Below are 23778 nucleotides of genomic sequence, written 5' to 3' on the forward strand. Positions count from 1 at the left end.
AAAAAGGACACGCATTGTGCCCGCACTTGGAGCAGATCGAAAGGTTAGCGGGCGGATTTTGCGCGTCGGGTTTCCAAGCATAGCCCCGGAATATGACTCTCCAACGGCATGCATCGACCCAATGTGGGAGGGGGCTTGCCCCCGATAGCGTTGTGCCAGACGCCCGATAGGCCAGCTGATCCACCGCCATCGGGGGCAAGCCCCCTCCCACATTCGGATCGCGGTGTGTCCAGGGCGCTGACATCAAACCGTCATCTGTCCACCACGTTCCTGCCACATTGCGTCGCTAATGTCCTCGCCAATGAGATCGATCTCAAGCGAGTGACCATGACTGATTTGAAAGACGTTGCACGACTGGCCGGGGTCTCCCGTGCGACCGCTGCCCGCACCTTTGCCTCTCCCGACCAAGTACGCCCGGCGACGCGTGAACAGGTGTTCGCCGCTGCCCGCGAGCTGGGTTTTCGGCCTAACTTGCTCGGCCGCCAACTGCGCCTGCAAACCACCAACCTGATCGGCGTGGTGGTGCCCAACCTGCTCAACCCGGTCTTCGCCGAGCAATTGCAGGCCATGGAGCGAGCGGCCCGTTTGCGCGGCTATAGCCTGTTGCTGGCAACCACCGACTACAACAGCGAGCGCGAAAGCATTGTGGTGGAGGAGTTGCTGCGCCAGCGCGTCGACGGCCTGGTGCTGACGGTGACGGATGCCGAAAGCAACAGCGTGCTGCACAGCCTGGCTACCGAGCAGACGCCGTTCGTGCTGGCCTACCACCAACCGAGCAACCCCGACTACAGCGCCGTGTCCGTCGACAACCGCGCCGGTATGGCCCTGGCGACGCGCTATTTGCTCGAAGCGGGGCACCGGCGCATCGGCATGGTCGCCGGCCCCGCGTTGCAGTCCGACCGCGCACGTCTGCGTTACGCCGGTTATTGCGATGGGATGAAAGAGCATGGCCTCCAACCCCGCCCGGTGATCGAAATGCCGGCCCACACCCAGGCCGAGTTCGCCGCTATTGCACCGTTTCTCAACGGCCCTGATGCACCGACCGCGCTGGTGTGTTCCAACGACTTCCTGGCGATCAGCCTGATCGCCGAGCTGCGCCGCAACGCCTGGAACGTACCCGAGCAACTGTCAGTGATGGGCTTCGACGGCATCGCCCTCGGCACCCAGATGCACCCGACGCTGTGCAGCGTGGTGCAGCCCATCGCCTTGCTTGCCAGCACCGTGATTGACCAGTTGCTGGCGCAGATCGCCGGCAACGCCCCGATTTCCCATTGCCTGCCTTGCCATATCCGGCCGGGTGAAAGCACTCAACCCCATGAGGAGACCCTTGATGCGCGTATTCAGTAAAACCCTGGCCGCCGTGCTGCTGTGCGGCATGGCCAGCCTGGCCCAGGCCGCCGACACGGCGATTTGCTACAACTGCCCGCCGGACTGGGCCGACTGGGGCACCCAGCTCAAGGCCATCGCCGCCAGCACTGGCGTGCAGGTGCCGCTGGACAACAAGAACTCCGGCCAGTCCCTGGCGCAGTTGGTGGCGGAGAAAGCCGCTCCGGTGGCCGACGTGGTGTATTACGGCGTGACCTTCGGCCTGCAGGCGCAAAAGGCCGAGGTGGTCGATGGCTACAAACCCAAAGGCTGGGAGCAGATTCCCGCCGGCTTGAAAGACCCGACCGGCCACTGGTTCGCGATCCACTCCGGCACCTTGGGCATCATGGTCAACGTCGATGCGCTGGGTGGCTTGCCGGTGCCGCAAAGCTGGGCCGACCTGCTCAAGCCTGAATACAAAGGCATGGTCGGCTACCTCGACCCGTCCAGCGCTTTCGTCGGCTACGTGTCGGCGGTGGCAATCAACCGCGCCCTGGGCGGCGACCTGGACAACTTCGCCCCGGCCATCGACTACTTCCAGAAACTGGCGAAAAACGCCCCCATCGTGCCCAAGCAAACCGCCTATGCGCGGGTGTTGTCCGGTGAGTTGCCGATCCTGGTGGACTACGACTTCAACGCCTACCGCGCACGCTACAAAGACAACGCCAACGTCGCGTTCGTGATTCCCCAGGAAGGCAGCATCAGCGTGCCCTACGTGATGAGCCTGGTGGCCAACGCACCGCACCGCGCCAATGGCGAAAAAGTGCTGGATTTCGTGCTGTCCGATGCCGGCCAGGCGCTGTGGGCGAAGGCTTACCTGCGCCCGATACGCCCGGTGCAGATGCCGACCGAAGTCGCCGCGCAGTTCCTGCCCGACAGCGATTACGCCCGCGCCGGCGTGGTGGACTACCAGAAAATGGCCGCCGTGCAGGAAGCCTTTGCCGCTCGTTACCTGAACGAGGTCAAGTAAGTGGCCGCATCGGCAAGACATACCGCCTGGGCCCTGGCCCCGGCCTTTGCGGTGCTGCTCGCGTTCTGGCTGTTGCCGCTGGCGCACCTGATGGTGCTCGGCGCCGAGAGCCGCGACAGCAACGGCAGCGGTTACTGGCAGGTCCTCAGCAGCGCGCAGTATCTAGGCAGCCTGACGCAAACCTGTGCGCTTGCGGTGTTCGTCACACTCGTGGCGTTACTGATCGGCGGCATCAGCGGTGTATTCCTGGCGCGCCAGCAGTTTTTCGGGCGTTCGGCGCTGGTTGCGTTGCTGACGTTTCCGTTGGCATTCCCGGGTGTCGTAGTGGGCTTTTTGGTGATCCTGTTGGCCGGGCGCCAGGGTCTGCTGGCGTCCCTGGGCCTGCAGTTGGCCGGTGAGCGCTGGATCTTCGCTTACTCGCTGGCCGGGTTGTTTATCGGCTATCTGTACTTCTCGATCCCGCGGGTGATCCTCACGGTGATGGCCGCCTGCGAAAGCCTCGACCGCAGCCTGGAAGAAGCCGCGCACTCGTTGGGCGCAGGGCATTGGCGCGTGGTGTGCGATGTGATCGTGCCGGGCCTGGCACCGGCGTTGGCGTCCTGCGGGGCGATCTGCTTTGCCACGTCCATGGGCGCCTTCGGTACGGCGTTCACCTTGGGCACGCGGCTGAACGTGACCCCGGTGGCGATCTACAACGTGTTCACCAACTACGCCAACTTTGCCGTCGCCGCGGCGCTTTCCGTGGTGTTGGGCGCGCTGACCTGGGCAGTGTTGCTGCTCACCCGGCGCTGGGTGAAAAACGCGGGGACGGTCCTGTGAAGCGCTCATCGCTGTTCGTGATGCAATTGCTGTTTACCCTGCTGGTGTGCGCCTTCATGTTGGTGCCGGTGTTGATGTCGTTGCTGGCTGGGCTCACGCGCAATTTCTTTGTGGGCCTGTCAAGTGGCTTGACCTTCGATTGGTTGATTCAGGTCTGGCAGGCCTATTCGCCGACGGTGTGGTTGTCGCTGCAACTGGCCCTGGCCTGCGCGGTGTGCGTCTGCGTGATCGGCGTGCCGGCGGCCTACGCCCTGGTGTGCATGAACAATCGCTTCAGTCGCGCCTTCGAGGAATTGATGGTGCTGCCGGTGGCGATGCCGGGGCTGGCCAGCGCGCTGGCCTTACTCTTGACCTACGGCCAGTTCGGCGCGTTTCGCAGCAGTTGGCTGTTCATTTTGGTCGGCCATGTGCTGTTCACCTTGCCGTTCCTGGTGCGCCCGGTGATGGCGGTGATGCAACGCCAGCAACTGCCGGTGCTGGAGGAGGCGGCGGCGAGCCTGGGGGCAGGTCCCATCAAGCGCTTTTTCAGCGTGGTGGTGCCCAACTGCCGGGCGGGCATTCTCGCCGGTGTGCTGATGGTGGTCACCTTGTCGCTGGGTGAATTCAACCTGACCTGGATGCTGCATACGCCCATGACCAAGACCCTGCCGGTGGGCCTGGCCGACAGCTACGCCTCGGCGCGCCTGGAAATCACCAGCGCCTACACCCTTATCTTTTTGCTGATGATCGTGCCGCTGCTGATTGCGTTGCAGGCCATCAGTGCTCGTTTGTCCCGTGGAGAGCGTCGATGACCGCTATCACTATCCGCCTGCAAGGTTGCCGCAAGGCGTTCGCCGACGGCACCGTCGCCGTGCATGACTTGGACCTGACCGTCGAAGGCGGCGAAACCCTGGCCATCCTCGGCCCGTCCGGTTGCGGCAAAACCACGACGTTGCGCTTGATCGCCGGCCTGGAACGCCCGGACGTGGGCCAGGTGTTCTTCGGCGACCAGGACGTCACGCGCCTGCCCATCGAGCGCCGCGATGTGGGCATGGTGTTCCAGAACTATGCGCTGTTTCCCAACCTGGATGTGGCCGGGAATATCGTCTATGGCCTGAAGATTCGCGGCGTGTCGCCAGCGGAGCGCAACAAGCGCTGCGAGGAACTGCTGGAACTGGTCGGTTTGCAACACCACGGCAAGCGCAGCATTCATGAACTGTCGGGTGGGCAACGCCAGCGCGTGGCCTTGGCCCGTGCGTTGGCGCCGCGCCCCAAGGTGCTGTTGCTGGACGAACCCCTGGCCGCCCTCGATGCGCAATTGCGTGAGCGCCTGCGCAGTGAGTTGAATCAACTGTTGCGCGGCCTCGGTATCACCTCGGTGTTTGTCACCCACGACCAGGGCGAAGCCATGGCCCTGGGGGATCGCATCCTGGTGATGGAACACGGCCGCGTCGCGCAACTGGCCAGCCCGCGGGACATCTACCAGAAGCCGGCCAACGCCTTCGTCGCAGGCTTTGTCGGCAACCTGAATGCCTTCCAGGTCATTGAGCCGTCGCCCCATGGTTTGAAAGTCTGCGGCGGCGAATTGCCGTGGCATGCAGCGCAGTTGCCCGGCACCGTGTATTGCCGCCCCGAACACTTGCGGGTGATGGAAAACGAAGGGCATCTGCACGGCCATCTGTTGGCGCAGTTTTTCCAGGGCGCGCAAAGCCGCCTGCTGGTGGATGTGGGCGGCCCGCAACCGTTGCTGGTCGACAGCAGCGACAACCAGCTGTACGCCGTCGGCGCGCCGATTGCCTTGGCCATCGCGCCGCACATGTTGTTCACCCTGAATGCGTGAGAGTTGCCTTTTGAACCGTCCGTTTCTTGTTGCGCAGATCAGCGATCTGCACCTTAAAGCCGGCCAGCGCCTGACTTACGGCGTGGTCGACACCTTGGGCGCGCTGCGCCGTGCCGTCGACCATCTGAACGCCAGCCACCCACGCCCCGATATCGTGGTGATCAGCGGCGACCTGGTGGACTTCGGCCGCGCCGATGAATACGCCGTGCTGCACCCTGAACTGGCGCGCCTGCACATGCCTTGCTACCTGGTGCCCGGCAACCATGACACGCGCGGGCCGTTGCTGGATGCGTTCCGCGATCACACCTACTTGCCGAGTTCGGCGGCGGGCCCGTTGGATTGGGTGGTCGACGCCCACCCCCTGCGCCTGATCGGCCTCGATTCCACCATCCCCGGCGGCCATGGCGGCCAACTGCTGGACAGCCAGTTGCAGTGGCTCGACCAACAGTTGGCACTGCGTCCGCAAGTGCCGACCGTGCTGATCCTGCATCACCCGCCGTTTATCAGCGGCATCGGCCATATGGACCGCGAGCGCTTTATCAATGCCGCCGCCCTCGAAACCGTCGTGGCGCGCCACCCGCAGGTGGAACGCTTGCTGTGCGGGCATTTGCACCGGTCGATGCAGCGGCGTTTCGGCGGCAGTTTGAGCTGTGTATGCCCTGGCACGTCGCATCAGATCGTGCTGGACCTGCAAGACGCCGCACCGGCGCATTTCAACCTGGAACCGGCGGGTTACTTGTTGCATCGCTGGGATGCGCAACAGGGGTTGGTCAGCCACAACGGCGTATTCGGGGACTACCCGGGGCCATATCCGTTTTATGACGCTCATGGATTGATTGACTGAGGTTTTACGGAGGTTCACTTCACCCAACCAAGTAACTGAACGTTAGTTAACGCAACGGCCAACTCACGTGTGGCCGTGTGCTTCCTGCTGTCCATTTTTAGCGCCCGGAACTTGGATTCCGCGCCGGAGTTCGTCCTGATGAAAGCTACTTTGAATGTATTAAGCCTATTGACCGGCAGCCTGGGCATCGCCCTGAGCCCCCTGGCGTCGGCCGATTTCTTGAGCGACAGCAAAGCCAACTTGAGCATGCGCAACTTCTACTTCAACAACGACAACCGTGACGGCAGCGCCGCACCGTCGAAGACTGAAGAGTGGGGCCAGGCGTTCATACTCAATTACCAATCGGGCTTCACCGACGGCACCGTCGGCTTTGGTCTGGACGCGGTCGGCATGCTTGGCATGACCCTCGACAGCAGCGCCGGCCGCCATGTGGGCAGCTCGATGATCCCTACCGACGACGGCAAGGCCGTGGACAACTGGGCTCGCGGCGGCGCCACCGCCAAGGCACGCTTCGCCAAGACAGAAGCGCGCTACGGCTACCTGCGGCCGAACCTGCCGATCCTGGTGAGCAACGATGGCCGCCTGTTGCCGCAATCGTTCGAAGGCGGGCAGGTCACCAGCAAAGACATCGACAACCTGACCCTGATCGGCGGTCAGCTTCAACACACCACCGGGCGCGGCTCCAGCGACCGCAGCGGCCTGGCGGCGGCGGGCGGCACCCAGGAAAGCAATAAATTCACCTACGCCGGTGCCGACTACCAACTGACCAAGGACCTGATGGTCCAGTACTACTACGCCAACCTCGAAGACTATTACCAACAACACTTTGCCGGCTTGATTCATGTATTGCCGCTGGGCGACTACGGTTCGTTGAAAACCGACCTGCGTTACTTCAAGACCACCTCCGACGGCAAAAACAGCAGCGCCGCCGGGCGCGCCGAAGGCTACAAGTTCAGCGGCTATACCAAAAACGGCAGCGGTGAAATCGACAACAACACCTGGAGTGCGGCCTTCATCTACTCCCTGGGGTCTCACGCGATTACCGCCGGTTACCAGCAAGTGTCCGATGACAGCAACTTTGCCCAACTCAACCAGGGCGGCCTGGTGAACAAAGGGGAGGGCGGCTCCAGCCTGTACCTCTACACCGACCGGACAGTGCAAACCTTTATCCAGGCCGGCGAACGCACGGCCTTTGCGCAGTACGCCTATGACTTCGCGGCGTTGGGCGTGCCGGGCTTGAAGGCGTCGATGATGTATTTGAAAGGCGACCATATCCTCACCGCCAGCGGGAACAACGCCAGCGAGTGGGAACGGGATATCTCGTTGGATTATGTGGTGCAGAGCGGCACCTTCAAGAACGTCGGGTTCGGCTGGCGCAACGGTATGTCGCGCAGTGAGGTCGCGCGGGACCAGGATCAGAATCGGCTGTTCGTGAGCTATTCGATTCCATTGATGTAACAGCCTGTAGGAGCGAGCTTGCTCGCGAAGAACGCCAACGATCATGCGGGCTATCTGACGGTACGCGGCGCACTTGGGTTTTTCGCGAGCAAGCTCGCTCCTACAAGGGTCAGGTGTTCAGGCGACGTGAGCGCGGTATTAACATGAGTAGATTTTGTGATCATCAGGAATAAAATGAGTTTGTCTCACTATCGTCATCTGCCGACAATGGCTGCCATTACTACCTACAGTGGAGTTGTAAGTCATGGCAGTCGCTCATTCCCTCGGATTTCCGCGCATTGGACGCGATCGTGAACTGAAAAAAGCGCAGGAAGCGTTTTGGAAGGGCGAACTCGACGAAGCCGGCCTGCACGCTGTCGGCCGCGATTTACGCAAGGCGCATTGGGCCTTGCAAAAACAGGCTGGCATCGAGCTGTTGCCCGTCGGTGATTTTGCCTGGTACGACCAGGTACTCACCCATTCGCTGATGTTCGGTGTGATCCCTGAGCGTTTCCGCCCGGCCGATGGCAAAGCCACCTTGCAGACCTTGTTCGGCATGGCGCGTGGCGTCAGTGACAATTGCTGCGGCGGGGCGCACGCCCAGGAAATGACCAAATGGTTCGACACCAATTACCATTACCTGGTGCCTGAGTTCAGCGTCGACCAGCACTTCCACCTCGGCTGGGACCAGCTCTTCGACGAGGTCAAGGAGGCGCTTGACCTGGGGCACACCGTCAAACCCGTGGTGATCGGCCCGCTGACCTACCTGTGGCTGGGCAAGGCCAAGGGCGGTGATTTCGACAAACTCGAGCTGCTCGACCGCCTGCTGCCCCTGTACGGCCAGATCTTCCAGCGCTTGGCTGACCTGGGCGTGGAGTGGGTGCAGATCGACGAGCCGATTCTGGTACTCGACCTGCCGCAAGCCTGGAAAAACGCGTTCGAGCGTGCCTACAACCTGATCCAGCGTGACCCGCTGAAAAAGCTGGTCGCGACTTACTTCGGTGGCCTGGAAGAAAACCTCGGCCTGGCCGCCAACCTGCCGGTGGATGGCCTGCACATCGACCTGGTGCGCGCACCGGAGCAGTACCCGACCATTCTCGACCGCCTGCCGGCCTACAAGGTGTTGTCCCTTGGGGTCGTCAACGGGCGTAACGTCTGGCGTTGCGACCTGGACAATGCCCTGGCCACCTTGCGGCACGCCCATGAAAAATTGGGCGAGCGTCTGTGGGTGGCGCCGTCCTGCTCGTTGTTGCACAGCCCGGTCGACCTGGGCCGTGAAGACCAGCTCGATAGCGAGTTGAAAAGCTGGCTGGCGTTCGCCGTCCAGAAGTGCGCCGAAGTGGCCGTGCTGGCCCAGGCCGTCGACCAGCCCGACGCGCCGAACGTGCTCGCCGCACTCGCCGAAAGCCGCGCCGTACAGGCGGCCCGTGCCGCATCGCCGCGCATTCATAAACCGGCGGTGCAAGCCCGCGTGGCGGCAATCACCGCTCAGGACAGCCAGCGCCAGTCGCCGTTTGCCCAGCGCATCGAGACACAACGCGCCGGTCTCAAGTTGCCGCTGTTTCCGACCACCACCATCGGTTCGTTCCCACAAACCGCGTCGATCCGCCTGGCGCGTCAGTCCTACAAACAAGGCAAGTTGAGCGAAGCCGAATACGTCGAGGCGATGCACAGCGAGATTCGTCACGCCGTTGAGGTGCAGGAAAACCTCGGCCTGGACGTATTGGTGCATGGTGAAGCCGAGCGCAATGACATGGTCGAGTACTTCGCCGAGCAATTGGACGGCTACGCCTTCACCCGCTTCGGCTGGGTGCAGAGCTACGGTTCACGCTGTGTGAAACCGGCGGTGATTTTCGGCGACTTGAGCCGCCCGCAGGCGATGACCGTGGCGTGGATCCGCTACGCCCAAGGCCTCACCCGCAAGGTGATGAAAGGCATGCTGACCGGCCCGGTGACCATGCTGATGTGGTCCTTCCCGCGTGAAGACGTGAGCCGTGAAGTGCAGGCGCGTCAACTCGCCCTGGCGATCCGTGACGAAGTGGTCGACCTGGAAGCCGCTGGCATCCAGATCGTGCAGATCGATGAAGCCGCGTTCCGTGAAGGCTTGCCGTTGCGCCAGGCGCAGTGGCAGCACTACCTGGACTGGGCCACCGAAGTGTTCCGCCTGTGCGCCTGCGGTGTGCGTGACGAAACCCAGATCCATACGCACATGTGCTACAGCGAGTTCAACGATGTGATCGAGTCCATCGCGGCGATGGATGCCGACGTGATCACCATCGAAACCTCGCGCTCGGACATGGAACTGCTGGACGCGTTCGAAGCCTTCGCCTACCCGAACGACATCGGCCCGGGCGTCTATGACATCCACTCGCCACGAGTGCCGGACGCCTCGGAAATGGCCAACCTGCTGCGCAAGGCCGCCAAACGCATTCCAGCAGAACGCTTGTGGGTGAACCCCGACTGCGGCTTGAAAACACGCGGCTGGCCGGAGACGGAAGCGGCCCTGATCCATATGGTCGCGGCGGCGCGGCAACTGCGCGCCGAACTGGCGTAACACGGCCTGACAAGGTGCTAGGGCGCTTGCGCCCTTTCACCGCAGGCGCAGTGACAGGTCACAGGTATTTAAGCCACGCCACATCCCGCCGCCGCGCCTTCAGCCCGGCAAACCAGCGCACCGGCCAATACAGCACCATCGGCAAGAGCAGCGCGACCAGCCATACCGCGCCGACACTGTCGAAGCCGAAGTAGGCGCCATGGTTGAGGCCCAACAGCGCCACGCACGCGACATAGAGCATCTTCAGCACATACAGGTGCAACAGATAAAAGAACATCGGGGCTGCGCCGAATACCGCGAGCACGCCGATCCAGCGCCGCTGCCCCACGCGTTCAAGAGCCAGCAGCAATAACAGGCCAATGCCCAGCGTCAACGCGAGGAACAACAGCGACGGCGGATACTTGGTGACATTGAAAAAGCTCATCAACGTCAGCACGCCGCTGTCATACGCGTGCCACGGCTGCTCGCCATAGCCATTGGCCGCCCGCAACACCACGAATCCCAGCAATGCACCGAGCCCCGCCCGTAACAGGTAACGCTGGCGCAGGGCCGGCGCCATGGCCGTGGCAAACCATGGGCCCAGGCCGTAACCCAGCGCGATCACACCGATCCATGGCAACACCGGGTACGTGATGCGCAATCGCAGGTGATCGGACACCTCGATCCAACTACGCTCATGCAGGAGCGCCCACACAGTCTGCAGCGCTGTCCCTGGAGCGAAGTGCAGCGCGTCCAGCAGGTTATGCCCGGCCATGATCACCAGTGCCAAGCTGATCAGCAGCGGGCGCGGCAACCACAGCAGCGCGGCGAGGGCGATCATGCTCAGGCCAATCGCCCAGATCACCTGCAGGTAGATGACGCTGGGCGGCAGTTGGAAGGTCCAGGCAAAGTTGACCAGGCTGAACTCCAGCACGATCAAGAACAGCCCGCGCTTGAACAGAAAGGCCGACACATCGCCACGGCCCTGGTATTTTTGCCCGTACAACCAGGCGGACAGCCCGGTGAGCAACACAAACACCGGCGCACACAGGTGGGCGAGGGTACGGCTGATAAACAGCGCGGGCTCGGTGCTGTCGAGGCTCATCGGGTCGCTGACCTGACGGTGCAGCAGGAAGGTTTCGCGCACGTGGTCCAGCAGCATGAACAGGATCACCAGGCCGCGCAGGGCGTCGATGGAAAGCAGGCGTTGGCGCAGGGGAGCAGCATCGGTCATGGGCGTGGATCACAAGGGCAGGATGGAAAACGGATGTTATCCTATAACGCATGCGCGCGCCGCTGCGCGAAGTCATCGAGAGCGAACAGGTTCGCGCCTGGCATCGGGAGAGGCTGATCATGAGCAAACCACACAACGACACCCCGCACGCCGTCGTCGATTTCTGGACGCAGGCCGGTCCCAAGCGTTGGTTCGCCAAGGACGCAGCGTTCGACGCGGCGTTTCGCGACACCTTCCACACCACCCATTTGCAAGCGGCGCGGCGTGAGCTGGAGGGCTGGCTGGACTCGGCGCAAGGTGCGCTGGCCTTGCTGATCCTGCTCGATCAGTACCCGCGCAACGCGTTTCGCGGCACAGCGCATATGTTTGCCACGGACCCGTTGGCGCGCTTGTATGCGCGGCGCATGGTGGATGCTGGGCTGGATCAATTGGTCGAACCGGCATTGCGTGCGTTTTGCTATCTGCCGTTTGAGCATTCCGAAGACGCGCAAGACCAGCAACGCTCCCTGCTCCTCAACCAGCAGTTGGATGCCAACACTTACCGTTGGGCCAAGGAACACGCGCGGATCATCGAACGTTTCGGGCGCTTTCCCCACCGCAACGAGGTGCTGGCCAGGACGACCACGGAGGCGGAACGGGCGTTTCTGGAGCAGGGCGGGTTTGCCGGTTGAGGCGCTATTCCGCCGGGGAATGCCCCCATAAAAACTGCGCATTGTCTTTATCGCCGCCGATCTCGTAGCGTGGGGTTTCACTCAAGGAGATCCACCATGAATCAAGCTGCGCTGCGCCTCTACGTTGATTCGCTGTTCACCAGCCCCTACGCGATGTCGGTGTTCGTCACCCTGCGCGAAAAAGGCCTGGCGTTCGACACCGTGCCCCTCGACCTCGATGCCGCGCAACACCAGATGGCGGGCTTTGCCCAACTGTCCATGACCCAACGCGTGCCGACGCTGGTGGACGGCGATTTCTCCCTGTCGGAGTCCTCGGCGATCAGCGAATACCTCGACGAGGCCTACCCCGGAACGGCGGTGTACCCGGCCGACCCGAAGCAGCGGGCGCGGGCGCGGCAGGTCCAGGCGTGGTTGCGCAGCGATTTGCTGCCGATTCGCCAGGAGCGTTCGACGTTGGTGGTGTTCTATGGGCAGAAGATGCCGCCGTTGTCGCCATTGGCCGAAGCTGCCGCCCATCGCTTGATCAGTGCGGCGCAGGTGCTGTTGGCGGGGAATCCGGCGTACTTGTTCGGGGAGTGGTCAATTGCCGATGTGGACCTGGCGGTGATGCTCAACCGCCTGATCCTCAACGGCGACCCTATGCCGGCCGACTTGGTGAGCTATGCGCAGCGCCAATGGCAGCGGCCATCAGTGCAGGAATGGGTCAATCTGCCAAGGCCCGCGCTTTAGGCCATTCCTGCGCGACGCGTCGGTCCAGCTCTTCCCAGTCCGCCATGCCCAGCACGCGGGTGGTGTTCAAACCGCGCAGGTAACCGAGCAATTGCTGGGCGATGGCGTAGGCCTGGTCCGGGTCGGCGGCCTCGTCCAGCAGCACATCTTCATAGACAACCAGGTAATCGGCGACCCGATCGCGAAAATCCGGCAATACGGCTTCGCGGATGCGGTCGAAGGTTTTCTGGTGGGGTTTCATAGCGTGGTCCTTATAGATTTTATGTAAGCACTATTGATTCAGATAATAGTCAGCATCAGAGATTGCAAGTTCTGTTTTTTCCACAAAGGCGGAAAATCTCCCCATCAAGACGCAGTTCAAGGAAATCGCGCGATGAGGACGTTTATTCAACTGGCTTTAATGACCCTGATGATGAGCACTGTGGTCATGATCAACCCGGTAATCGCCGATGAACTGCGTGCAGGCCATTTGCTGTCACTCGGCGCTAGCGTAGACTCGCTGCGGCACGAGCAGTCAGTGGGGGTGCTGTACAGTGAAAACACGGTCGACAACCTCAGCTACCTTGAACGCTACCACGCCACAGCCTTGAATGGCGCCAGAGATGCCCTTGATGGGCGCATCCGGGCGGCGTTCGTCAACAGTTCCGACCCGGAGTTGGCGATTGACTGGTTGATGAATTCGTTGCAAGGCACGTTTTTGTCGGTGACCGTTTACGACACGCTGGATGCGCTCGTGCAGGCTCACCCCGATGTGGTGGTGATGCTCGACACCCATAACCAACTGTTGACCCCGCGTAACGACCTGGTCGAAGCGCATTTTATCGCGCGCTTCTATGACGCGGACCTGCAGTACATCGCCAAGGCCGAAGGCTCGGTGCATAAGCAAGTGCCGTCGGTGTGGACGCATGACAAGGCGGCCCCGGAGATTGCCGCGCAGATCGAGCAGCAGCGCGATGTACAGCTCGATGCCTTGAAACAATTTGATGCGTCGCTCAAGGCATTAGTCCGAGCGGGTTGATGTGAACTTTTCCTTTTATATATTCAGGATTTCTATGCGCTCTTTTTTTGCCCCGGCCCTGGCTGTCGCTTCTTTGTTACTGGCCGGTTGTGTTTCCGCTCCGAATGCTCCGACATTGACCCTGCATACCGCCAAGACCCCCGAAGGTTATATGCAATGCGTGTTGCCCAAACTTGAAAAACACAATCTCACCTCGACCGTGACGCAGAATTCGCGCCACGCCAAGGTGGTGTTGACCAGCAAGGTTGCCGCCGATGATGTACTGGAGGCCTACAAGAGCCAGGACGGCACCAAGGTGTTCCTGTATGAGCGCAAGCCGCTCGCGTCGACCATCACGCCGTCGCGCCTGGAATTGACGGCGCAAGAGTGCAAGTAACCGCAGGCCACCCCTAACTCGGTGGGCGCGAGGGTTGGCTCAAGGGGTTGCTTCGTGGCTGAAGCTGTCGACAACCCTGACCAGCCCTTGAGCCGCCAACGCCACCAATTCAGCGCCTTTCTCCACGGTCGCCAGGGCCGGGTCCGAGCCCATGCGCCCGTCGGGGAAGCGCGCGCGGAAGTCCAACGCTTCACGGATCGGCCCGGTGTTGGCGATCTGCGGCGAATAATCGGCAGACTTGATCGACTCCGGATAAGCCCATTGCGTCACGGCAATTTCCGACGGCGTGGCATGGCTGCCGTGGCCGACCGGGAACTGCCGGTGAGCCAACTCGTTGACGCCGTCCAGATCCCACCAGTTCACCAGCTTCAGCGCAAACCCGGCCGGTTGGCGGGCGAAGCTGGCGGCGGCATACAGCTCGGAAAACGCCGCTTCGATCGTGGCGATGTTGCCGCCATGGCCATTGAGAAACAGGATCTTCTCGAAACCATGCCCGGCCAGCGAACGCACCCAGTCGCCAATCGCGGCAATAAAGGTGGAAGGGCGCAGCGAAATGGTGCCGGGAAAGCCCAGGTGGTGCTGGGCCATGCCGATATTGAAGGTCGGGCCGATCAGGATGTCTGCGTGTAGCTGCGCTTGGTGGGCGATGATTTCCGGGCACATCCAGTCGGTGCCCAGCAGGCCGGTGGGGCCGTGTTGCTCATTCGAGCCGATCGGGATCACCACCGTGCGGCTGCGCTCCAGAAACTGCCCGATCTCGATCCAGGTGGACTTATGTAGAAGCATGCGACGCTCTCTTTATATCGGTGGGGACAGGCTAACCGCCACGGATTGTACGACTACTCGCCACCTGTTGGGGTTTGCAGTTGAGGTAGGTCGAAGACTTCAGCCAGCGCTGGTCCGGGTACCACGAGAACATGAACTGCCCATCCTTGAGTTTGTCCACCACCTGGCGCGCCACCTGCGGACGCACCGCCGGGCAACCCTGGCTGCGGCCGATGCGGCCTTCGCGCTTGCTCCACAACGGGTTGACGTAGTCGGCGGCGTGAATCACCAGGGCACGGTCGCGCGCCTGATCATTGAAGCCTGGCTCCAGGCCGTCCATGCGCAACGAATAGCCATGGGTGCCCAGGTAACTTTCCTGGGTACGGAACAGGCCCAGGCTGGACTGGTGGCTGCCTTCACGATTGGAGAACTGGGTGGCGAAGTTTTCCCCGGACTTCGCCCCGTGGGCCACCAGGTCGCGCAGCACCAGGGTCTTTTTGCGCAAATCGAAAATCCATAGCCGACGAGCGGTCGAAGGCTGGGAATAGTCAATCACGGCCAGGCGCTCGGAACGCTCTTCACCATTATTGACCGCGCACTGCACCGCGTTCAGCGCGCTTTTGAGTACAGTGGGATTGAGTTCTGGAGCCGAGCGCGCCAGGCTGCTATACAAGGAAACAGGGTTGCCGTCGGCGGCGAGCACAACGGTGCTCAGCGTAGCCACGGTCAAGGTCATCAGGCCGAGGCGGCACATAAAAGTCAGCATCTACAGTACATCCCCCCACTGTGGATTGGAGCAAAGCTATTGTTCAAAAAACACGCATGTTACTTGAGCATTTGCTTGCTCGTTGCACCGCTGGTCGCTACAGCCGACGAAGTACCGATGGGCACGTTACCGGTGATTCCAGCCAGCCCGGTCCAACAGGCCCTCGCGCAGTTGCCCAGCGTGTGCCCCAGCCTTGCGTCGCGCATCGACGCGGCGACATTGGCGCGTCTGCAGGCGTTCTATCGGCAGCAGGGCGATGTGCCGCTGTGGGTCGCCGAACGCCGCCAGGCACTGCAAGCGCAGTTGCTGATGCTGGCCGACGACGGCCTGGACCCCACCCACTATAGCCTGCCCCCGGCGAACGCCACGGACAACGTGCTGTGCAGCGATATCGGCAGCAGCGAACAGTACCTGCAAGCCCTGCAGGATTTGCATTACGGGCGCCTGCAGCAATCGCGCTTCGAACCGCTGTGGCATTTCCAGCCACCCACCCGCGACCTGGATACCGAGGTGTTGGCCTTCGCCGCCACCGGGCTGCACGACATGGCGCAAGCCTTCGACCAGGCCCGGCCCAGCACGGATTTATACCGCAGCCTGCGCAACGTCTATTCCACGCTGCGTAAGCAGCCATTACCGCATTGGGACGCGGTCGCCGGCGGGCCGCTGTTGCGCCCCGGCATGGAAGACCCGCGCGTGCCGGAACTGGCGCGGCGCCTCTACCGCGGCGGTTACCTCGCCAGCGAACCCAAGGACAACGGCAAGCAGTACCGCGACGAACTGGTCAAGGCGGTCAAGGCCTTCCAGGTCGGTCACTCATTGCAATCCGACGGCGTGATCGGCGCCGGCACCGTGGCCGAACTCAACATCAGCCCGGCGGTGCGCCGCGAGCAGTTGCGCATCAACCTGGAGCGCTTCCGCTGGCTGAGCCAGGACCTGGAGCCCGAAGGCGTGGTGGTCAACGTCGCCGCCGCGCAATTGAGTGTCTATCAGAGTGGCATCCCGGTGTGGCAAACCCGCTTGCAGGTCGGCCGCGCCGAACGCCAGACACCGCTGCTCAAATCACGCATCAACCGGTTGACCCTCAACCCGACCTGGACCGTGCCGCCCACCATCATGCGCGAGGACAAACTCCCGGCCATCCGCCTCAACCCCGAATACCTGCGCCAGCAGAACCTGCAAGTGCTCGACCCCGAAGGCCGCCCGCTGGCCCCCGAACACATTGACTGGGCCCGCCCCGGCAACATCCTGCTGCGCCAGGGCGCCGGCCCGCGCAACCCGCTGGGCAAGATCGTGCTGCGTTTCCCCAACCCGTACTCGGTGTACCTGCACGACACGCCCAGCCAACCGCTGTTCACCAAAGGCCCGCGTGCGTTCAGCTCGGGTTGTGTGCGGGTCGAACAACCGTTGCTGCTGCGCGACCTGCTGGTGAGCCCGGCGGAGCGCGTTCGCACCGATGAATTGCTGGCCACCGGCGTGACCCATGAATTCCGCCTGGCGACGCCGGTGCCGGTGTTGCTCGGGTACTGGACCGTGGAAGTGGATCGCCAGGGCGAGTTGGTGTATGCGCCCGATATCTACGGGCGCGACCCCGTGTTGATGAAAGCCATGGGGAGTGTGCTCTGATTTGTCACCGCCCACAGCACACGCCATGACGCTGCCTTTCGTGAAGATGCACGCCCACGGCGACGACTTCCTCATCATCGATCGCCGTGGTCTGGATGATCCGATCAGCGCGCAGGTCGCTCGCCGTCTCGGCAATCGTCACACCGGCATCGGCTTCAATCAGTTGGCGGTGGTGCTCGATTGCGCAGACGCTGCCGCACGGATCAAATTCTGGAACCCCAATGGCACGCCCCTGCAAACCTGCGGCAGCGCTACGCGCGGTGTGGCCGAGCGGCTGATGCATGAAGCCGGCACCGATACCATCGTGCTGCGTACCGACCGCGGTTTGCTGACCTGTGTGCGTGAGTCGGGGCAGCGGGTGTCGGTGAATATGGGCGCGCCATCGCTGGGCTGGGCCGCGGTGCCGCTGGCCGAGTCGATGGACACACTGTACTTGCCCCTCGAAGGCGACCCGGCGGCGTGCAGCATGGGCAACCCCCATTGCACCTTCTTTGTCGCGGACCTCGCCGCTGTCGACGTGGCGACCCTGGGCCCAGCCCTGGAAACCCACGTGCTGTTCCCCGCCAGGACCAATGTGCATTTTGTCCAGGTCATCGATCGTGGGCATATTCGCCTGCGGATCTGGGAGCGCGGCGGCGGCGTGCCGCTCGGGTCCGGCTCGTGCTGCTGCGGCGCGGTGGTGAATGGGATTCGCCGCGGCTTGCTCGACGACCGCGTCGAGGTGCAATGCGACGGCGGCACAGTCACCGTGCAGTGGGACGGGCAGGGCGGCGTGGTGTTGACCGGGAGCGTGGAGCCGATCATGCAGGGCATCGTCTATGTGCCCATAGGGTAAATTGAGTTCCGGCAGCGGTTCATCCGGTGCCGGCGGTTGAGCGTCGGCGGAGCGGGTAAAGCCGGTTCACCCCAGCACAATGTAGTCGTTCTGCTGGAGCACCGGCCGGTGCGGGGCTTGGACGAGGTGAAGGTAACGGCCGTCGACCAGATCGATGGGCAGGCAGTCGTCGATGTCCAGCACGCCGTCGGTGTGGGCCTGTGACCAGTGACGCAGCAGCTGTTGCTTGCCTTTGCCCGTCGCTTCCTTTTTGTCGCGGGCAACCACCAGCAGGTAGTGATGCGCCTCGCCAAAGCGGTTGGTCTCATAGCCGCCCAGGTTGATGAAGTACAGGTGCGGCGCGCCGGCCTGGGGCGCCAGGTGGCTGAGTTCGACTTTCCAACCGTCGACGCCATCGACCGCCATCCACGAATCGATATGCACGCCCTTGGGGCTGCCAAACCAGGCATCGCGTAACTGTGGGTAGGTGGCTTCCAGCGTATCCGCCACGGCGAATACCACGTCATGCACTTCGATCCTGGCCCGTGGGTGCTTGCCCCCGAGCATCACGACAAACAGCATTGCAGGCCCTTCCGGCGATTTGGCAAAAGGCAACCATACTTCGATTGAACCCTTTTGTCCGGTGAATGCCACACTGTTAACCCGCGAACGCATCAGGAGATTGTCATGCGAACCATCGATCTGGCCGGTGTTCCGGTCCCTGTCATCGGCCAGGGTACCTGGCGCATGGGCGAAGACCCGGACCGGCGCCGCGCCGAAGTCGCGGCGTTGCAGTGCGGTATCGACGAGGGCATGACCTTGATCGACACCGCCGAAATGTACGGCGAAGGCGGCGCCGAAAGCGTGGTCGGCGAGGCCATTCGCGGCAAGCGCGAGCAGGTGTTCCTGGTGAGCAAGGTCTACCCCCGCAACGCCAGCCGCCGGGGCGTACCGCGCGCGTGCGATGCCAGCCTCCAGCGCCTGGGCACCGATTACATTGACCTGTACCTGCTGCACTGGCGCGGTCAGTACCCGCTGGCAGAAACCGTCGAGGCGTTCGAGCGCTTGCGCGAAGCCGGCAAGATCGGCCGCTGGGGTGTTTCCAACTTCGATGTGGCCGACCTGCAGGAACTTGCGTCACCGGCCTGCGCCACCAACCAGGTGCTCTACAACATCCAGGAGCGCGGCATCGAATTCGACCTGCTGCCGTGGTGGCAACAACATCACTTGCCGTTGATGGCTTACTGTCCGATCGCGCAAGGCGGCGAATTACTGTCCAGCCCGACCCTCAAGCAGATCGCCCATCGGCATCAGGCAACGCCCGCGCAGGTCGCGTTGGCCTGGGTAGTGCGTCAGGACGGGATGATCGCCATCCCCAAGGCCGTCACGCAAGAGCATGTGCGGCTCAACGCCGCCGCCGCTCAACTGGTGCTGGACGAACACGACCTCGACGCCATCGACCGGGTGTTCGGAGCGCCCAAGCGCAAGCATCCGTTGGCGATGGTGTGAGGTGATAAAACCAGCATGGGGCGTGCCGCGTCAGCCGCTCACGCCATGCAACTCGCAGTATTCGTCCCAGCTCATCCCCGCCATCTGCGCCACTTCCTTATGCACTTCGAGGCGTTGCGCTTCGAATGCCTGGGCGGATTCGGCCGTCAGCTTGAGGGTCAGCTCCCAGGCAAACAGCCCCAGGCGCTCGGCTTCGGCTTCGAACGCCTCATGCAGGCGTTCGGCGCGGTATTGCGCAAGGGTTTCGCCTTTGGCCTGGGCGGCCAGCGGGTTCAGAGTGTCCAGTTGGGTGAGGACATCCGGGTGTGCCTGCAGAAATCGGTCCAGCGCGAGTTGATGGGTATCGCCGGGTTGGGACACAGGTGGGTTCCTCGAAAAAAAGTCAGGCATCTGCGCCGGTGTCTTGGCAAGCCTGTCTACGCCGGGCGCGTTTGCGCATGCGGCGGTTTATCCGGGTGCGTATGGGGTCGAGGACGAAAAGTAACAGGTACGCGGTCAGCACCAGCGTCAGGTCGATCCAGGTTTCGCTGATCGGCCCTAAAAACAGCTCCATAACCGCCTTGGCCAGGTAGAGCAAAGCAACCCCACATAACCACAACAGTGCGTTAAACATCAATGGGTGCATAGTATTAGACCGTTTGTGTTGCATCTCAAGCCAAGCTCCTTGCTGCTGGCGATTTCAGCGTGTTTCCCTTGCTGCGCGATCCGGGAACCCTGAAAAAGTCGCAGATATTACATCTTGAAACAGGCTTAGGGGCTGCTTCTTATCAGAAAGTTCCGTCGCTAAAGCGCAAGCGCGCACATGAGCGTGCTGAGGAACCTGAAAAATCAACTGGGCGACCGCAACGGCTTTTCGCGCCGCGCCTGGTCATGTGTGGCGTTGGCCGGTGTGTTCCCGGCCCTGTCTTCGAGGGGCTGCGCGCCGGCCGCGAGGGCGCGCTGTGTGTTATTCGGCGTCAGCGGCGTGCGCCTCGACGCCGACCCGAGCACCCACGGCGATCACGGTGGCCGGGGTGCTGTACCAGGTTGCGTGCGCGGCGGGTCTAGGCCTGGGCCGATCGGTATTCGCGCTGGGTCTGTTCGATCTCTTCGACCAAGCCCTCGATCCTCGCCAGGCGCGCACGGTTGTCGTGGTCCCACGGATGAAAGCCCGGCTTGAAGTAGTGCAGCCACGGCCGCAGCATCCGCGGGAACACGCCCTTGGGTCCATACAAAAACTTGAGCACGCGCCAGAACCCTTGCACATGCCCGCCGGCCTTGCGGTCGGCAATCAGCAGGCGCAGGTGGAAGTCGAACACCACCAGCCAGAAGAGCAGCGTCGTGGTCAGCATGCTCCCGGTGCGCAGCAGGTAGCGCAGGGGGCCCGGCTTGATCACGCGGTTCCACACGTCAAACGCTACCGCCTTGTGCTCGGTTTCTTCGAGGGCATGCCAGTACCACATCTGCTGGTAACCCTTGAGTGAATCGCCGAAGCGCGAAGGGTCGCTCAGGAGGATTTCCGCGAGCATCGCGGTGTAATGCTCCAGGGCGATGGTCACCGCCAGGTTGAACGCCGGCGGCAGGTGTTTTTTCTGCAGGTCGAGGAAGAATTTCAGGCGCCGGTCCAGGCGATGTGCCGGCAGGCCTGCGGCTTGCAGCAAGTCGTTATAGGCGAGGTGTTCGCGGCTGTGCATGGCCTCCTGGCCGATAAAACCCTGGATCTCCTGTTTCAGCGCCGGGTCATCGATGCGTTGGCGGTAGTGGCGCACGCTGTCCATGAAAAACAGCTCGCCCTGGGGAAACAGCAACGACAACGCATTGAAAAAATGCGTGATGAACGGACCTTGTTCGTGCCAGTCCTTGATGCGTTCGGCCGGCAAGGCAAAGCGGATATCGCGACGGATTGGTAGCATGGGGCTTGCTCCTGTTCAGAGACGGCTCTCGTCATTGCTGTCAAACAGCGGCGTTGGGCGTTTGGGGACCATGCGCTTGCTGGCGAACACCACCAGCGCTTGATAGGCCGCCGGCAGGCAGCGGGTGAGCAGGTCGAGAACATACGCATCGCGGCCGATGAGCACGCGGCGTTTATTCTTGCGCACGCCCTGCAGGATCACTTTGGCGGCCTGGTCGGCGTCGGTGATGAACAGCTTTTCGAAATCGGCGCGGGCCTGCTGTTCGCTGTGGATCAAAAAGCCGGTCATGTTGGCGTCGATGCGGCTGCTACGGCAGATATCGGTGCGGATGCCGCCGGGGTGGACACAACTGGCCGAGACGCCGCAACGTTGCAGGTCCAACTCCTGGCGCAGGGCTTCGGTAAAGCCGCGCACCGCGAATTTGCTGGCGTTGTAGCCGCTCATGCCGGGCTGGGCAAACAGCCCGAACACGCTGGACGTGTTGACCACATGGCCGTCGCCGCTGGCCTTGAGATACGGCAGGAAGGCCTTGGTCCCGTACACCACGCCCCAGAAGTTGATGCCGATGATCCATTCCAGATCGCTGTAGTCCACGCCTTCGACGGTGCTCGACAGCGCCACTCCGGCGTTGTTGAAGATCAGGTTGACCTGGCCGTGCTCGGCAGCGCAGCGCGCCGCCCAATCTTGCATGGCGTGCCGGTCGGACACATCCAGCACCTGGGTGGTCACCCGCACCGGCGCCAGGGTGGCGGTTTGAATCAACGCCACGGTCTGTTCCAGGCCTTGGCTGTTCTTGTCCGCCAGCGCCAGGTGACAACCTTCGCGCGCCAGGGCCAGGGCCAATGCGCGGCCCATGCCGGATGCCGCGCCGGTGATCGCCGCCACGCGGCCATTGAACGACTTCATGACAGGCTCCCTTCTGCGGTGGAATGTGGCGCAGCCATTGCGCGGGGCGCCGCGTCAATCGGTGCCATGCTGGCGACATAATCCTTGAGCGCAAAATGCCGGGTGATCTGCTTGAAGCGCCAGGTCGAGCCGGGCCACAGGGTGGTGTTCTTGCCGGTGCGAGGGTCGAGGTACCAGCTCCGGCAGCCGCCGGTGTTCCAGATGGTGCGCGTGAGTTTGTCCTGCAATTGGTGGTTGTAGGCTTGTTCCACCGCGGGTTTGACCTCCACCGTGGCAATGCGGTGGCGCTGCATTTGTTGCAGCGCATCGAGGATGTAAGCGACCTGGGCTTCGATCATCAGGATCATCGAGTTATGCCCCAACCCGGTGTTGGGGCCGATGATCAGGAACAGGTTCGGGTAGCCCGGCACCGTGCTGCCTTTGTAGGCATGGGCGCCGTCATGCCAGGCGTCCATCAGGTCGACGCCGTGACGCCCGATGATGCAGTCGCGGGGCAGCGGGTCGGTGGCCTGGAACCCGGTGCCGAAGATCAGGCAATCGGCCGGGTGCTTGACGCCGTCGGCGGTGATCACTCCATCGGCTTCGATGCGCAGCACGTCGTCGGTCACCACCTGCACATTGCTGCGCGACAACGCTGGGTAATAGTCGTTGGAGATCAGTACGCGCTTGCAGCCGAGGGTGTAGTCCGGCGTCAGCGCCTTGCGCAGGGCAGGGCGGGTGACGTGTTTGTGCAAGTGGCGCAGGGCGACTTTCTGCACCATTTTCATCAGCCGTGGGTGCCGGGCAAAGCCCACCACGCGGCCTTCCAGCGCCCAATACAAGGCGCCGCGCACCAGCCGTTGGGTGAAGGGCAGGTGCTTGAATGCCCAGCGCTCAACGCGGGAAATCGCTCGGTCGGGCTTGGGCATGATCCATGGCGGGGTGCGCTGGAACAGGTCCAAATGGGCGACCTGCGGCGCGATCTGCGGCACGAACTGAATGGCACTGGCGCCGGTGCCGATCACCGCCACGCGCTTGCCCTTCAGGGTATAGGCGTGGTCCCACTGCTGGGAGTGAAAGCGCTGGCCTTTGAAGCTGTCCAGCCCCGGGATATCCGGCAGCGCCGGGCGCGACAAGCCGCCCATGCCCGACACCAGCACCCGCGCGCTGACCTGGCGCCCATTGCTGAAGCTCAACTGCCAGCGTTGTTGCTGCTCATCAAACACCGCACGTTGCAGGCCCATGCCGAAGCGCAGATACGGCGCCAGCGCGAAACGTTGGGCGCATTGCTCCAGGTAGGCGCGGATCTCCGCTTGCGCGGCGAATTGGCGGGTCCAGTCCGGGTTGGGCGCAAACGAAAACGAATAGACGTGGGACTGCACATCGCAGGCGCAGCCAGGGTAGTGGTTGTCGCGCCAGGTGCCGCCGAGTGTCTCGGCCTGTTCGGCGATAAAGAAGTTGCTAAAGCCGGCTTCCTTGAGCTTGATCGCCATGCACAGGCCGGCGAAGCCTGAGCCGATGATGGCGATGTCGATGGAATCACTGTGGGCATTCATAGGCGGGCCTGCGTGGGCATCGGATGTGCTCCTGTTTTTGTTTTGTCTTTTAGATAGAACACCATTGCAAAGGAAAATTGAATTACTTATTTTAAAAAAGATTTTAAATAATCTACCTGAAAATATCGCCTAGGCTAGTCCCTGGCTCCTTAT

25 protein-coding genes are annotated in these 23778 nt (G+C 62.5%); 15 read left to right on the forward strand and 10 right to left on the reverse strand.

Translation table 11 applies throughout. From position 1 onward, the window contains the following. The first annotated feature begins 327 nt into the window (after positions 1-327). The 8 genes from MOQ67_RS14530 (at position 328) to metE (ending at position 9808) form a co-directional block, all read left to right on the forward strand. Positions 328-1347 carry a LacI family DNA-binding transcriptional regulator gene (locus MOQ67_RS14530; RefSeq protein ID WP_046484528.1) on the forward strand — a complete coding sequence of 340 codons (1020 nt, stop codon included), beginning with the start codon at positions 328-330 and terminating at the stop codon, positions 1345-1347. Beyond that, positions 1331-2335, forward strand: a complete 1005-nt coding sequence (locus MOQ67_RS14535) for an ABC transporter substrate-binding protein (RefSeq protein ID WP_046484480.1) — start codon at positions 1331-1333, stop codon at positions 2333-2335. The genes MOQ67_RS14530 and MOQ67_RS14535 overlap by 17 nt, the downstream gene beginning before the upstream one ends. Next, a complete protein-coding gene (locus MOQ67_RS14540) occupies positions 2336-3154 on the forward strand; it encodes an ABC transporter permease (RefSeq protein ID WP_198717816.1) in 819 nt (272 codons plus the stop codon). It begins immediately after the preceding gene. Then, entirely contained in the window at positions 3151-3945 is a 795-nt protein-coding gene (locus tag MOQ67_RS14545; protein WP_198717815.1) for an ABC transporter permease, read from the forward strand. The genes MOQ67_RS14540 and MOQ67_RS14545 overlap by 4 nt, the downstream gene beginning before the upstream one ends. After that, the gene (locus tag MOQ67_RS14550; RefSeq protein WP_198717814.1) at positions 3942-4973 is read left to right on the forward strand and encodes an ABC transporter ATP-binding protein; all 1032 of its coding nucleotides are present in this window, start codon (positions 3942-3944) and stop codon (positions 4971-4973) included. The genes MOQ67_RS14545 and MOQ67_RS14550 overlap by 4 nt, the downstream gene beginning before the upstream one ends. A gap of 10 nt (positions 4974-4983) precedes the next feature. Next, positions 4984-5817 carry a phosphodiesterase gene (locus MOQ67_RS14555; RefSeq protein ID WP_046484483.1) on the forward strand — a complete coding sequence of 278 codons (834 nt, stop codon included), beginning with the start codon at positions 4984-4986 and terminating at the stop codon, positions 5815-5817. Positions 5818-5955: 138 nt separating this feature from the next. Continuing rightward, positions 5956-7275, forward strand: coding sequence for an OprD family porin (locus MOQ67_RS14560; protein ID WP_046383684.1), 1320 nt, complete (start codon positions 5956-5958; stop codon positions 7273-7275). Positions 7276-7519: 244 nt separating this feature from the next. Continuing rightward, positions 7520-9808 (forward strand): 5-methyltetrahydropteroyltriglutamate--homocysteine S-methyltransferase, encoded by a 2289-nt coding sequence (gene metE, locus MOQ67_RS14565; protein WP_169884697.1) that lies wholly within the window; start codon positions 7520-7522, stop codon positions 9806-9808. 58 nt (positions 9809-9866) lie between these two features. On the opposite strand, the gene MOQ67_RS14570 is transcribed toward metE, so the two are convergent. Further along, positions 9867-11021 carry a DUF1624 domain-containing protein gene (locus tag MOQ67_RS14570; protein ID WP_104903336.1) on the reverse strand — a complete coding sequence of 385 codons (1155 nt, stop codon included), beginning with the start codon at positions 11019-11021 and terminating at the stop codon, positions 9867-9869. A 119-nt stretch (positions 11022-11140) separates the two neighbouring features. On the opposite strand from MOQ67_RS14570, the gene MOQ67_RS14575 reads away from it, so the two are divergent. Both MOQ67_RS14575 and yfcF read left to right on the forward strand, forming a co-directional pair. Next, entirely contained in the window at positions 11141-11692 is a 552-nt protein-coding gene (locus tag MOQ67_RS14575) for a DUF924 family protein (RefSeq protein WP_046484530.1), read from the forward strand. A gap of 96 nt (positions 11693-11788) precedes the next feature. Beyond that, positions 11789-12421: a glutathione transferase gene (yfcF, locus tag MOQ67_RS14580; protein ID WP_104903335.1), complete on the forward strand. Its 633-nt coding sequence runs from the start codon at positions 11789-11791 to the stop codon at positions 12419-12421. Here the strand turns inward: yfcF and MOQ67_RS14585 are convergent. Then, complete coding sequence (locus MOQ67_RS14585) at positions 12396-12662, reverse strand: hypothetical protein (protein WP_017846521.1); 267 nt, start codon at positions 12660-12662, stop codon at positions 12396-12398. The two genes, yfcF and MOQ67_RS14585, sit on opposite strands and share 26 nt — an antisense overlap. A gap of 132 nt (positions 12663-12794) precedes the next feature. On the opposite strand from MOQ67_RS14585, the gene MOQ67_RS14590 reads away from it, so the two are divergent. Both MOQ67_RS14590 and MOQ67_RS14595 read left to right on the forward strand, forming a co-directional pair. Beyond that, positions 12795-13439, forward strand: a complete 645-nt coding sequence (locus tag MOQ67_RS14590) for a hypothetical protein (RefSeq protein ID WP_026139963.1) — start codon at positions 12795-12797, stop codon at positions 13437-13439. 34 nt (positions 13440-13473) lie between these two features. Next, positions 13474-13815 (forward strand): hypothetical protein, encoded by a 342-nt coding sequence (locus MOQ67_RS14595; protein WP_046383680.1) that lies wholly within the window; start codon positions 13474-13476, stop codon positions 13813-13815. Between the two features lie 39 nt (positions 13816-13854). Here MOQ67_RS14595 and MOQ67_RS14600 read toward each other — a convergent pair whose 3' ends face one another. Both MOQ67_RS14600 and MOQ67_RS14605 read right to left on the reverse strand, forming a co-directional pair. Beyond that, positions 13855-14601: a creatininase family protein gene (locus MOQ67_RS14600; protein WP_104903334.1), complete on the reverse strand. Its 747-nt coding sequence runs from the start codon at positions 14599-14601 to the stop codon at positions 13855-13857. Between the two features lie 31 nt (positions 14602-14632). Further along, positions 14633-15346 (reverse strand): murein L,D-transpeptidase catalytic domain family protein, encoded by a 714-nt coding sequence (locus MOQ67_RS14605; protein ID WP_017846517.1) that lies wholly within the window; start codon positions 15344-15346, stop codon positions 14633-14635. A 39-nt stretch (positions 15347-15385) separates the two neighbouring features. On the opposite strand from MOQ67_RS14605, the gene MOQ67_RS14610 reads away from it, so the two are divergent. Together MOQ67_RS14610 and dapF are read left to right on the forward strand one after the other, a co-directional pair. Beyond that, the gene (locus MOQ67_RS14610; RefSeq protein ID WP_017846516.1) at positions 15386-16969 is read left to right on the forward strand and encodes a L,D-transpeptidase family protein; all 1584 of its coding nucleotides are present in this window, start codon (positions 15386-15388) and stop codon (positions 16967-16969) included. Between the two features lie 25 nt (positions 16970-16994). Beyond that, positions 16995-17804, forward strand: a complete 810-nt coding sequence (gene dapF, locus MOQ67_RS14615) for a diaminopimelate epimerase (RefSeq protein WP_102617584.1) — start codon at positions 16995-16997, stop codon at positions 17802-17804. Positions 17805-17870: 66 nt separating this feature from the next. Here dapF and MOQ67_RS14620 read toward each other — a convergent pair whose 3' ends face one another. After that, positions 17871-18365, reverse strand: coding sequence for a DUF1543 domain-containing protein (locus MOQ67_RS14620; protein WP_017846514.1), 495 nt, complete (start codon positions 18363-18365; stop codon positions 17871-17873). 105 nt (positions 18366-18470) lie between these two features. On the opposite strand from MOQ67_RS14620, the gene MOQ67_RS14625 reads away from it, so the two are divergent. Further along, positions 18471-19292, forward strand: coding sequence for an aldo/keto reductase (locus MOQ67_RS14625; protein ID WP_017846513.1), 822 nt, complete (start codon positions 18471-18473; stop codon positions 19290-19292). Positions 19293-19322: 30 nt separating this feature from the next. Here the strand turns inward: MOQ67_RS14625 and MOQ67_RS14630 are convergent, their stop codons facing one another. The 5 genes from MOQ67_RS14630 to MOQ67_RS14650 form a co-directional block, all read right to left on the reverse strand. Further along, entirely contained in the window at positions 19323-19652 is a 330-nt protein-coding gene (locus MOQ67_RS14630; RefSeq protein WP_046383675.1) for a DUF6388 family protein, read from the reverse strand. A gap of 22 nt (positions 19653-19674) precedes the next feature. Then, the gene (locus tag MOQ67_RS14635) at positions 19675-19905 is read right to left on the reverse strand and encodes a hypothetical protein (protein ID WP_226927611.1); all 231 of its coding nucleotides are present in this window, start codon (positions 19903-19905) and stop codon (positions 19675-19677) included. A 430-nt stretch (positions 19906-20335) separates the two neighbouring features. Continuing rightward, positions 20336-21184: a metal-dependent hydrolase gene (locus MOQ67_RS14640; protein WP_198717813.1), complete on the reverse strand. Its 849-nt coding sequence runs from the start codon at positions 21182-21184 to the stop codon at positions 20336-20338. Positions 21185-21199: 15 nt separating this feature from the next. Next, positions 21200-22090: an SDR family NAD(P)-dependent oxidoreductase gene (locus MOQ67_RS14645; protein ID WP_104903332.1), complete on the reverse strand. Its 891-nt coding sequence runs from the start codon at positions 22088-22090 to the stop codon at positions 21200-21202. Further along, positions 22087-23625, reverse strand: coding sequence for a flavin-containing monooxygenase (locus MOQ67_RS14650; protein ID WP_198717812.1), 1539 nt, complete (start codon positions 23623-23625; stop codon positions 22087-22089). Before MOQ67_RS14650 ends, MOQ67_RS14645 begins: the two co-directional genes overlap by 4 nt. Positions 23626-23778 lie beyond the last annotated feature (153 nt).

It is taken from the genome of Pseudomonas sp. LY-1, from assembly GCF_053502595.1.